Consider the following 12508-nt stretch of genomic DNA (forward strand, 5'->3'; position numbering starts at 1 on the left):
TTGTTGTTTAGAGAAAGAAGAACTCACTTATCCGCATAGACGGCGAAGTGAGTTCTTCTTATTTGACTTCAACGGTTTCGGAAGATACGGATTCACCGGCTTCATTAACGGCTGTGACTCGAAAGAATCCGGTTGAAAGAGCAGATACATAGTTGAATTCTGATACGGCAGTAGAGCCTAATTTTTTGAAGGAACCGCTGCCGGTCTCACTATAGTAAACCTTATACTCGGTAACTTGTTCGGAAGCTGCATTGTCCGTCCAAGCTAAGCTTATCCCGATATTGGTCGCTTGGGCTTTGACATTAGATGGACTGGAAGGTGGGGTAAGCTTCGCCTCTGTTGTTCCACCTGTTGGTGGATTAGTGACTTTCCCTGGATCAGGGATTACCTTATCACCACCGCTTCCAGTGCTTCCTGTTGAGCCCGGTGGTTTGGCGGATGAAGAACTGCCATTTGAGACAACAACTAAACTAGGCACCGATTCGTGTCCACCTACATCTACGGCTGTGACATAGTAACTGAATGTATTCGAACCAGATACATAATTAACGAATTTGAGTTCCTCCCCAGCAAGAACAGGGGAGCCGATCCCGATATATGCCGCATCGTTAATCGAACGATACAGGCGATAACCAACAACGTCTGCTTCAGGGGAAGCGGTAAAGGTCACACGGAATGCACCAGATAGACCCTCTAAACGAATATTCGCAGGACTGCTAGGCGCTCTCCCATCTTCCACTCGAGGATCTACCTTGGAAGGAGCATCGAGATTGGCATCAGCCGGCAAATATTGACTCATCGAACGTCGACTAGAAGCTGGCAGCTTAGCCTGAGCCGCTTCGATTTCTTGCATTAAGACATCAAGCGGTTTCTCCCTTTTCACTACAATCTGTTCACGGATCATGTCAGATGGAGTGGTGGACTGCGGAATGTAATTGACACCGTTATAAGCGATAAAAGCCATCTTAACGAGTGCATCGTCACGTTCTTTAGGGATAAACTTCTTGTTAAACCAGTCTGTCTCCAATTTTCCCATTTGACGTGTCAAATCAGTGGGCAGCTTACCACTAACACTAGAAACTGTTGCTTTCACTATTCCGGATGGCATAGTAAATTGCTTGGTAGGGAATAGCTCTGGACGCTCGCTAGTCACTGTATTCATAATTTTGGTCCATATTGAGCGAGCCCGAGTACGCCCGTCTTTAGTTAGCGTATGTATTTGTTTCTCATAACCTGACCATACCCCGAGTGTAATATCTGGTGTAAAGCCCATAAACCAAACGTCTCCATAGCTTTGTGTGGAGCCGGTTTTACCTGCAACAGGAATTTTCCCATAGTTTTTAAATTTGGAGGCAATGGAGTGTGCCGTACCGCTAGAATCTGAAATGACGGTTCTCAGCATATCTGTCATAAGAAAAGCAGTCTGCTCTGAGAAGACGCGCAACGGCTTATTTTCATGTTTGAAAATGACTTCGCCATTTGCATCGGTAATTCGACTGATCATGTAGGCATCATTGAAAATGCCATCGTTTGCAATCGATCCATAAGCGTTCGTTAATTCCTCAACGGAAACGCCAACGCTCAGACCACCGATAACTCCGGTTTGTGCATAATCATCCTCCGGTTTAATCGTGGTAATGCCGAGTTTACGGGCAAATTTCCAAGCTTCAGGAATAGTCACCTTCTGGTTAAAAATTTTGAGTGCAGGCAGATTCAAGGATCTGTTCAATGCTTCACGTGCCGTAACTAATCCATAGAACTTCTTATTGGAGTTCATAGGGATGTGGAAGCCTTTCTGGCCGTCCTTGAAAACCATTGGAGCATCGTCGATAATGCTGCCCGGTTGAACGAGTCCTTTTTCAATCGCAGGTAGATACGCCGCAATTGGCTTCATTGTAGAGCCTGGCTGCCTAGTCATTTGAGTGGCATGATTCATCTGTTCAGTGTAGAAGTCTCGGCCTTCCAGCATACTGATGATAGCGCCTGTTTTTTGATTGAGCATAATGGCTGCTATTTGCTCGACGCCTTTTTCTTTGCTGTCTGGCGTGAAATTTGTTTGATCAGCAGCGATTTGATGCATCGAGTTGTACACTTGTTTGTCGATAGTCGTAAAGATGTGGTAACCACCGCGAAGCAATTGCTCACGGGCTTCCTCGATTAGAGGAGCATTCTCTTTCTTGCGTACATCTGCAATCGTCAGCTTCGGATTGCGCTGCATAAGCAGGATCTCAGCAGCTTGGCGTTCTGCTTCCAGCATTAAATATGGAAACGTTGAGTATGCTTTCTGGGATGGCTTAGCCAAAGACTTCTCAATGTCGAATTGCTTAGCTTCATCATATTGTGCTTTAGTAATTCTTCCGGTTTCAAGCATCCGAGTTAGAACGGTTTGTTGTCGAACGAGAGCGAGTGTAAAGCCAGCTTTATTAAATTTGCCCTTACTATTAAAAGCGGTATAAGCCGAAGGACGCTGCGGCAATCCGGCTAAGTAAGCGGATTGTGCAATGTTAAGCTTATTCAAATCCGTAACATTAAAAATTCCTTTAGCTGCCGCTTTAATCCCATAGAGGTTATAGCCGCTGCTTCCCGTTCCAAAAGGTACTTTATTCAGATAGGCAGTAAGTATTTCGTCTTTGGTGAGGAACCGTTCCAGCCTAAGCGATAGGAATATCTCTTTTGCTTTGCGGCTATCGGTCTTGTCCAAGCTCAAGAAGACCCTTCTAGCCAACTGCTGGGTTAATGTACTTCCCCCAGTTTGGGTATCTTCATTCAAGAGCTTTTGTTTGATTGCCCGGCCCAGACCATTAATATCAACACCGTAGTGATGTTCGAAATTGTTATCCTCTATCGCAAGTACTGCATTGACGACTTGAGGAGGAATATCTTTGCGTTTAATAATCCGCCGATCCTCTTCTGTACGCAATTGACCGACTGGTGTAGCATTATCATTAAAATAAACAAATCCAGTGATGGAGTTTTCATTAATCTTTGCTTCTATATCAGTTCTTGCACGGACTGGCTCGTCTTTAACAAAGGATGCAATATACCCAGCTGCAAGTCCGCCGGCAAATAATCCAATTAATAAACCGAATATAAATAGCCATTTGATTGTGACGAGTGTCACAATTCTGAATGTCCGCCATTTGCTGTATCCTTCGACCTTCTGTTGACGGTCTTGACTCATAAAATAAAACTCCTCCTCCGATTAACAGAAATATTATAGCATATATCTCAAGCAGAAGGCATGCATTATGTGCTCGTTTGTGTCTAAACTTTTGACATTTGGGTTGTTTTACCATATATTTAGGGCAGTTTATTCGTTGACTTTGGTATCTCCTTTATGGTATAACGAGTAGCAAGAAAACTGCATATAACGAACAGTGTTGACAGGCAAAAGTAAAATCGCAGACTGTGATTATCAGAGAGCCGGTGGTTGGTGTGAACCGGTACACGCTGTCATTTGAATTACCGCCTCGAGCTGATCGGATGAACGACGTTCACCTATGAACGTGCCAGTAGTCTGTTTCCGGATCAGACAGATCCGTTACTATAATGAAGTGAGAGCCGCTTATTGGGTGCATTGTTATTACAAATGTGCGGGCAGCTCTAACGAGGGTGGTACCGCGAGCAAAACCTTCTCGTCCCTTGCGACGAGAAGGTTTTTTTTGTGTTCTCAGACAGAGAAATTCGGAAGAGGAGCGAATGAAAATGGTGAAATGGGAAGCGTTGAGCGCAAGCCAACAACGAGAAGTAGAACGACAGATGGAGCTTATCAGACGCGGGGTTGTGGAAATTGTCCCGGAGGAAGAATTGAAAGCAAAGGTAATTAACTCCATTGCGACAGGTATTCCTTTAAAAGTGAAGCTGGGTCTAGACCCATCGGCACCAGATATTCATATCGGACACACGGTTGTACTGCATAAATTACGTCAATTTCAACAGCTCGGTCATAACGTACAACTCATCATTGGTGATTTCACGGGACGGATTGGCGATCCAACTGGAAAGTCGGAAACACGTAAACAGCTAAGCGAAGAAGATGTACAGCGGAACGCTCAAACCTATCAGAAGCAAATTTTTAAACTTTTAGATCCTGCGCAAACAACTGTATACTACAATTCAGAATGGCTGGGGCCACTTCATTTCACTGACGTAGTGACGCTTTCTGCTAAAGTTACGGTGGCGCGCATGCTAGAGCGTGACGATTTCACAAAGCGGTATCAGAATGGTCTGCCTATCAGCATTCATGAGTTCTTCTACCCGCTTATGCAGGGCTATGATTCTGTAGCACTTGAGAGTGATGTGGAGCTAGGCGGCACCGATCAGAAGTTCAACCTTCTTATGGGACGTACGCTGCAGAAAGAATACGGCAAGGCAACTCAAGCTGCTATTACGATGCCTTTGATCGAGGGCCTTGATGGTGTGCAAAAGATGAGTAAGAGTTTGGGGAATTATATTGGAATCGATGAAGAGGCTAATCAAATTTACGGCAAATCAATGTCGATTCCGGATGAATTGATGCTCAAGTACTTCCAGCTTGCTACGGATATCAGTGATCAGGAGATTCAAGCCATGCAGCAGGGAATCGAAAGCGGGAGTATGCACCCGCGTGACGCCAAGATGCAGCTTGCTCATACTTTTGTCCGTATGTATCATGGAGTGGAAGCAGCTGAAGCAGCGCAACAGCATTTTGTGACCGTATTCCAGCAGCGTGCGCTGCCTGATGATATTGAGGAAGCCGTGCTTCCGGCTTCAGAGCTTCAGGACGGCCAAATCCGTATTGTGAAGCTCCTCGTTACACTTGGCTTGCAAGCTTCGGGAAGTGAAGCAAAACGGAGTGTCCAGCAAGGTGCAGTTCGGATCAATGAGAATAAAATGGATGATCCATCTGCCGATATTACACCGCAAAATGGTGATGTCATTCAAGTGGGTAAACGCAAGTACGTCAAACTGATCCTTCAGTAAGTCTTTTTATAGGTCACCTTCAAAGCTCGTTTTACGGTCTAACCGTGAAACGGGCTTTTCTTTAAAATATATGAAAGTATAAGTTTCCTCTATACTTTGCTTATATTTCAGAGGGAAGAAACTCGCTTCGCCGCCAAGGATGGCGTTAGCCGTTTCTTCTTGTTAAGAATAAATTAGGCCTCGTGTTATTGGGAATACCATAGCGGAGTGGAGGGAATCGTTCTGTAGAAGCGTCAGCGTTCGCCTTTGTCTCCGGATTTCTACCCCTAAGGGGATAGAATCAAAGAAATCGGGAGACAACAGCGATCGTAAGAATGATCCCTCCGCGCAGCGGGCGTTTATGCACAGGGCTTTATAACAAATAAAAAAAGAGCCGTCCAAAGATAACTTTGGATGGCTCTAGTTGATTAACGGCTGTAAAACTCAACGATTTGTTTCTCGTCGATTTCTTGAGGAAGCTCGCCACGATCTGGGTAACGAACATATTTGCCTTCAAGAGCAGCATCGTTGTATTCAAGGTAGTTAGGAAGGTAGTTGCGACCTTCAACAGCTTCTTTGATTGATTTCATAGTACGGCTGCGTTCACGCAAACCGATAACGTCACCAAGCGAAACTGTGTAGGAAGCGATATCCACTTTTTTACCGTTAACGGTAACATGACCGTGAGATACCAATTGACGGGAGCCTGCACGGGAATTAGCAAAGCCAAGACGGTAAACGAGGTTGTCTAGACGGCTTTCCAAAAGGACCATGAAGTTTTCACCGGCAATACCTTTTTGTTTCGACGCTTTGTCGAAGAGGTTGCGGAATTGTTTTTCGTTCATACCGTACATATGACGAAGTTTTTGTTTTTCTTGCAATTGAATACCATAACCGCTCATTTTTTTGCGTTGACCTGGACCATGTTGGCCTGGCGGGAATGCGCGTTTCAATTCTTTACCTGTACCGCTTAGGGAAATTCCAAGACGACGACTTAATTTAAACTTAGGGCCTGTATATCTTGACATGTGTCGTAAAACTCCTTCTTCAAATGGGATGTTTGAAAATGGGTGTTTCGCCGAGTGTTGTCTGTGCTTGATCCACTAACTACCAAGCCATGACAGGAATGTTCAGCCGCAGTCCTGTCAGCGACATCCTCCATAGAGGGTGACACAAAACCGATCCCATGTATTCAACTATACATATTATATAAACTCAACAAGCAATGTCAAGTAAATATTGAAATGACTTGCTAATAATTGGGTGAATAATGCAAATTGAACCAAAAGTCCTATTCGATCATGCCATTAGTAGTGCATATTTTTTATAATTGAAGTATGATAGTAAAGAGTATAATTTCAAACAAATCTTGCATTTTTCGCATAGGAATTGAGGTGGTGCTGCCTGATGAACAATTCGATCCGTACAGATTATTCGACGATATCTGACAAGTTATCTGACAATCAGCAGACAACGCAGCAATCCCCCATTTGGTTTACATATGAAGATATCAATGAACTGAATGACCCTCAATTAAACAGCTTGCTTATTAGAAGCTTTGAACAATGGCTGAGAGATACAATGAGCTCTCCTTTCAAAGATGGAAGCTTCGCATTTTGCAATCCAGAAGGGCGTATAGTCGCAGTTAAAGGACAGCTAGAATCTATGGACAGTGAAAGTGTAGAACTGGTTGAACTAGAAAAGCTCGCTAAAGATGCTAGTATGTCTGACAAGCTGCTTAAAGATAATCATATAATTGCTATACCCATCATGAAACGGTCTGACAGCCAGTCACTGGCGGTCTTGATTTGGATATCAAGAAACGAAGTGGTCGAAGGAGCTTCAGTGCTCTTGGAAGCAGGTTCTCTTCATTTGCGCAGCATCTTTTATCACTTATTCGAAATGATTTACGTAAATAATTTGATTGCCCAACAGCAGTTAAGCGATAAAGAAGCACTTCGTCGTGATACGCTTATCCAGGTTGCTAAACGGCTGCATGACCAGAATGATGTTTCTTCGGTTCTTAATGTATTGCTAATGGATTTGGAGCATTTATACCCGCATGCGACTGTTGAATTATATCTTTCTCAGGATCATGTTAATGGGGATCCTAGAGTAAAGCCACTGCTTATAAGGCATTCAGCTACTGATACGTATGCTAAGGCTTTTCTGGATGCGAAGCCGATTGTTGAACAGGTAAGTCAAGGTCTTATAGAATTAGCTATCCCCATGAGTGGCAAGCAAGCCGTCTATGGGGTTCTAAGCATTACAATGAGTACCGCACGTTGGGATGATTCAGATATGAGAGCGCTCATTATGCTATCTGATACCGCTGGATCAGCATTTGAGAATGCGAAGCTATTCGAGCAATCCAATCTGCTCATTGGGGAGCTTCAGCTTATTAATGAGCTGACGAAGCGCTTGAACCAATCTCTGCGTTTGAATGAAATATTTCAGTTTGCTATGACGGAGCTGCTTAATATTTTTAAAGCTGATTTCTGTATACTGCTCCAGTTGAATAAGGAAGCTACCGGTTTGCAAGTGATGTCAAGCAACGTACCCAGTGCTGTGAACGAAAGTTATTCAACACAATACGGGTTTTGTGGAATCGTTTATGAGACAAAAGAACCACTGATTATTTCTGATTATTGGGGGACACGAGTTGTTGACTCTCAGTTAATGGACGAAACCAAATCACGTTCCTTAATTGCGACTCCGATTATGGCGAATACCGAGGTTGTAGGGGTTATTATGGTCTTGCATCAAAACCCGAATTATTTCTCCTATGATAATTACAAGCTGCTTCAGGTATTATCTACGCATATTGGACTTGCAATCACGAATGCTTCGCTCCATGCTGAGGTTCGGCGGATGGTAATTACGGATAATTTGACGGGTCTGCACGCACGACATTATTTGAATGAGCAAATTTCCTCGCGTCAGCGTAAGGATCCCTGTGGCTCTCTTGTGCTTGTAGATATCGACCATTTCAAAAAGGTTAATGATACGTATGGTCATCAAATCGGTGATCGTATTCTGATAAGTGTTAGTGATGTAATCCGAAGCTGTATTCGTGATAGTGATATTGCAGCAAGGTGGGGTGGGGAAGAGCTGGCTGTCTATTTACCTCAAATTCGGGCCGAGCAAGCCTATCGTATTGCTGAACGAATCCGTAGTCAGGTCGAGAAAAACACGGACCCCACTGTGACGGTTTCCTGCGGTATCTCCGAATGGATGTTTGAGGATGAGAAGGTTAGTGTCGAATCGTTATTCTATCGAGCTGACATGGCGTTATACGAAGCCAAGAACAATGGACGTAATCGTATTTTTCTCGGTTAGAACTTCTGGTTTTAGCAGATACAAGAGACATTCTGAGCAGGTAGCTTATAGGCGGCCTGCTTTTTTTGTGCGGAAGAAAGTAGGTTGGTTGGATAAAGTCAAGGAAGTAGGCAGACGCTACATAGAAATGAAAATCGCTATGTGGGAGGTAGTCGGTATGGCTACAAATATTCGAAAGCTGCTTATTCTTATATTTTGGGGTGTGATAGTTCTGGAAACAGGGTGCGCTTCACCTGTTAATCATAAATCACCTGAAGAGTTATTGTCTTTAACCGTGGCAGGTTTGTCTGGCATTGACCACTACAGTTTTTCTGGTAAAACAGATATCACGCTTGGTGACCGAGTGAAATTGAATTCAGCCTCCTTCCACGGTACCGTTAGAGAGCATGGGCAAGTTAAAGTGAAATCTAACGAGCAGAGTAATTCGGCTGCTATAGGAAGCCCTCTTAAGCTTCTCAAGCAAGTCCAAGAAACTGCCCACAAGACCGAGCTTCTAAAGGATCAATCGGGACAATGGACCTCTGTTCTCTCTATTACTTCAAACGAAAAGTCATCCACCCGTATTTGGGCTAATAACTTAAGAAGCGAGTTTGCTGAAATAGCGAAGAGAGTTCCGACTGCTTCCAAAGGGCATGCCATGAAAGCGAGAAGTTTACAATCGCAGGCAGCTCTTGAACAAGAATGGAAGACAGAGCTATTGCATTCGCAAGCTGAGTTTGATCGGATGGTGTCAACACTCCACGTACAGACCACATACAAGCTAACTTTAGACCGTAGACATTTGACTCCTCTACGCCTGAAGGAGCTGTCAATTCTGCACTATAAGACAGCTGATGGTGAGCAGCAAAAAGAGACGAAAACAACGGATATGACCTTTCTTTTGACTGGTAAAAGCGGTAGTTAGGTGACGTGCAACCGTGGTGAAAAAGTGTTAGGATTAAAAGGAAGCCATGAATTCAGGAGGAAATAATAAGATGCGTGATCAACGTTTACAAATTTTAGCGAGCAATTTGGTTCGTTATTCCATTGATGTTCAACCTGGAGAAAACGTTCTAATCGATATGACTGGTTCGGAACGCGAATTAGTAAAATGTTTAATTGAAGAAGTTGCCAAACGCGGAGGTCGTCCCTTTGTTGAGACAAGCGACCGTTCCGTACTTCGTAAAATGCTGCAGCATGCAACCAAGGAACAAATGGAGCTATGGGCTTCCTTTGATCTGAAACGAATGGAAGCCATGGACGGCTATATTGCTATCCGTGCTGGAGAGAATGTAAATGAGCTTGCAGACGTACCGAGCGAAAATATGCGTTTATATGAGCAACTGTACCGTCATCCAATACATTCCGAAGAGCGCGTGAAACGTACCAAATGGGTCGTACTACGTTATCCGAATGCCTCGATGGCCCAAGCTGCCAATATGAGTACAGAAGCGTTTGAAGACTTCTACTTTAATGTTTGCAATTTGGATTATGCCAAGATGGATAAAGCAATGGATCCTTTGGAGCAGCTGATGTCGAAGACAGATCGGGTTCGAATTGTAGCTCCAGGAACAGATTTAACATTCTCCATTAAAAATATTGGAGCTAAAAAATGCTCCGGTCATCGCAACATCCCGGATGGTGAAGTATTTAGCGCACCTGTCCGTGACTCCGTCCAAGGAACGATTACGTATAATACGCCTTCCGTCTATTCGGGCGTTACGTTCGAGAACATTTCATTCACCTTCATGGATGGTAAGATCGTTGAAGCAACTAGCAATGATACGAAGAAGTTGAACGAAATTCTCGATATGGATGAGGGCTCACGATATGTTGGTGAATTCGCAATCGGTTTTAATCCATATATATTGAATCCATTGAAAGATATCTTATTTGATGAGAAGATCGCAGGCAGTCTGCATTTCACACCGGGTCAGGCTTATGAAGAGACGGATAACGGCAATCGTTCAGCTGTCCACTGGGATCTTGTCCTTATACAGCGTCCTGAACATGGCGGTGGAGAGATCTATTTTGATGATCGTTTGATCCGTAAAGACGGAATATTCGTCATTCCGGAGCTAGAAGCGCTAAATCCGGAAAATTTGCTGTAAATAGCCTCTTGAATAGCGGTGAGAATCGGGTTATGATGTAGGCAGTTAGTCAAAGTAATTACTGGAGGGATTCCCATGTCTAATAACACGGCAATTATTGATATTTCCCAAACGGCCAACAAATTTCGGTCGTCAATCGTTCTTCAAGCCGAGAATAAATATATCGACGTCAAAAGTATTCTCGGATTATTTACAACTTTAGTCGGCGGACTTTCCTACGAGCTGCATGTTCATGGACCTGATGCTGATGAGGCTAAAGTAGCAATGGCAGAAGTGTTCGAGAAACATAATCTCGATATCAAAGTAGTAGCTGAATAATTCAATGGTTTAGAGTCAAAGCGCTTCGCTGTGTAAATCAGCGGAGCGCTTTGTTGTTTTGACCTTGTACAATCCGTTGTTTTCGTCTAATATAAAGGATATAGAAGACGAATAGCTAAGCGCACAAGGGGGAGTACGATGTCTTCATCCGATGTTCTCATTCATCTGCATCAAAAAGCGCTTAATCTCCTTCAAGAAGATGCCTTCAAAATCGAAAAGCTGATCGAAGTACAAATGGAAAATTTGGCGACGAGAAAATGTCCACTCTATGAAGAAGTGTTGGACACGCAAATATACGGTTTTTCCAGAGAAATCGATTTTGCAATTCGGGCAGGACTTGTGGCAGAGGCGACCGGCAAAGATATAATTAATAAGCTGGAACGAAATTTAGCTACGCTGTATGAAGCTCTAGAAATGAACAATGGCATGTAAGAACTAACTTCACGTAATATTCGGGTAAAAAAGAACCTTCAGATCCACTTTCATAGTGGCTTTGAAGGTTCTTTTGCACATATTATGGGATTGTCTCACTCTGGTTTCCCTTTTGGGACAGCCCCATTTTGCTGATAGATAAAGTTGAAATTTAGATAAGGTAAAAGGAGAAGCCAAGTATGATGTAGACAATAATAAGTAATGCACCTTCGTACCAGTTCGTTCTACCATCTGAGGAGATGGACTTGGCTATAAAGACGGATACAGCAATGGCTGTGAGCTCAATGGGACTGAAGACGATGTCCATAGTCGGACCGAAAAAAGTGCTCACAATAATCAGTACTGGTGCAACGAACAAGGCAATTTGCAGGCTGCTTCCGATCGCTATTTCTACAGCTGCACCGATCTTATTCTTCATGGCTAGCATTACGGCAGCACTATGTTCAGCCGCGTTGCCGACGATAGCAATTAGGAATGCCCCTACAAACACCTCAGAGAGGCCAAATTCGGCTGTGAAGCTGTGTAGGGTACCAACAAGCCATTCACTTACGAACGCTGTCATAATCGTTGCTAGGAGCAGGAACAACACAGATATTCCTTTGGACCAGGCAGGTTCTTCACCATGGTCAGGCGTCGTTTCCTCGACTTCAGATAGAACATCCTTATGGGTTACCATGGAGAAAATAAGCCAAAGTATGTAAGCGATGATTAAGATTATAGCTATCGTTATACTGAGCATCTTGCTTTGGGCCACTGAAAAATGCTGGGTGGAAATAAAGATTGCTGGAATAGCGAGTGCAATGACAGATAAGATCATCAAGGAAGAGTTGTGGCTAGCGAGCTGTACGTTGAATCGCTGTTCCTTGAATTTCAACCCGCCAAGAAATACGCTAAAACCCAGAACTAGAAGCAAGTTTCCGATAATGGAGCCTGTGATACTCGCTTTAACCATATCGAATAGGCCTGCCCGAACGAGGAAGATCGCAATAATCAATTCAGCCGCATTACCAAATGTCGCATTCAGAAAGCCGCCAAGACGCTGCCCGGCGTAATGAGCAACACTTTCAGTTGCTTTACCTAGAAATCCAGCGACAAAAAGTATGGCTATCGCTGAGATGACGAATTCAGCTATTGTACCAAAATGAGCGTAGTGACTAATTCCACTCAGCACGAAAAGTAAGATTAACGCAGTGAAGAATATTTTTTGGTTCAAACTCAGGACACTCCTTTTTTGTAGGGTTAGTTTATAATTAATCCATTATATAAATCAGTAATCACTATAGCGGAAAAAAATGCCGAAGTAAACGAATGAATCGGATCAAGCACAGTCTTGATTCGGGAGTGCGCTTCTATTACAATGGAAACATAAGGTGAACGGGGAGTGAGTG

At 43.6% G+C, this 12508-nt stretch carries 9 protein-coding genes and 1 other annotated feature; of the genes, 6 read left to right on the plus strand and 3 right to left on the minus strand.

Going from position 1 to position 12508, the window contains the following annotated elements; all coding sequences use genetic code 11:
* Positions 1-58: 58 nt before the first annotated feature.
* On the minus strand, positions 59-3181 hold the full coding sequence (locus EKN16_RS04675) for a transglycosylase domain-containing protein (protein ID WP_125654083.1): 3123 nt from the start codon (positions 3179-3181) through the stop codon (positions 59-61).
* A gap of 190 nt (positions 3182-3371) precedes the next feature.
* Positions 3372-3646: a binding site (T-box leader), on the plus strand.
* A 62-nt stretch (positions 3647-3708) separates the two neighbouring features.
* On the opposite strand from EKN16_RS04675, the gene tyrS reads away from it, so the two are divergent.
* Complete coding sequence (tyrS, locus tag EKN16_RS04680; protein WP_125665852.1) at positions 3709-4962, plus strand: tyrosine--tRNA ligase; 1254 nt, start codon at positions 3709-3711, stop codon at positions 4960-4962.
* Positions 4963-5369: 407 nt separating this feature from the next.
* Here tyrS and rpsD read toward each other — a convergent pair whose 3' ends face one another.
* Positions 5370-5969: a 30S ribosomal protein S4 gene (gene rpsD, locus EKN16_RS04685; RefSeq protein WP_125654085.1), complete on the minus strand. Its 600-nt coding sequence runs from the start codon at positions 5967-5969 to the stop codon at positions 5370-5372.
* Between the two features lie 379 nt (positions 5970-6348).
* Here rpsD and EKN16_RS04690 point away from each other — a divergent pair, with 379 nt between their 5' ends.
* From EKN16_RS04690 to EKN16_RS04710, 5 genes are all read left to right on the plus strand, one after another.
* The gene (locus tag EKN16_RS04690) at positions 6349-8280 is read left to right on the plus strand and encodes a sensor domain-containing diguanylate cyclase (protein WP_125654087.1); all 1932 of its coding nucleotides are present in this window, start codon (positions 6349-6351) and stop codon (positions 8278-8280) included.
* Positions 8281-8347: 67 nt separating this feature from the next.
* A complete protein-coding gene (locus tag EKN16_RS04695; RefSeq protein ID WP_125654089.1) occupies positions 8348-9184 on the plus strand; it encodes a hypothetical protein in 837 nt (278 codons plus the stop codon).
* Positions 9185-9254: 70 nt separating this feature from the next.
* Positions 9255-10370 carry an aminopeptidase gene (locus EKN16_RS04700; protein ID WP_125654091.1) on the plus strand — a complete coding sequence of 372 codons (1116 nt, stop codon included), beginning with the start codon at positions 9255-9257 and terminating at the stop codon, positions 10368-10370.
* A gap of 75 nt (positions 10371-10445) precedes the next feature.
* Entirely contained in the window at positions 10446-10688 is a 243-nt protein-coding gene (locus EKN16_RS04705; protein ID WP_125654093.1) for an HPr family phosphocarrier protein, read from the plus strand.
* A gap of 138 nt (positions 10689-10826) precedes the next feature.
* Positions 10827-11120, plus strand: a complete 294-nt coding sequence (locus tag EKN16_RS04710; protein WP_125654095.1) for an Fpa/YlaN family protein — start codon at positions 10827-10829, stop codon at positions 11118-11120.
* Between the two features lie 151 nt (positions 11121-11271).
* Here the strand turns inward: EKN16_RS04710 and cax are convergent, their stop codons facing one another.
* Positions 11272-12333, minus strand: coding sequence for a calcium/proton exchanger (gene cax, locus EKN16_RS04715; protein ID WP_125654097.1), 1062 nt, complete (start codon positions 12331-12333; stop codon positions 11272-11274).
* Positions 12334-12508: the final 175 nt, after the last annotated feature.

This window comes from Paenibacillus baekrokdamisoli (assembly GCF_003945345.1).
GTDB lineage: Bacteria > Bacillota > Bacilli > Paenibacillales > Paenibacillaceae > Paenibacillus_Z > Paenibacillus_Z baekrokdamisoli.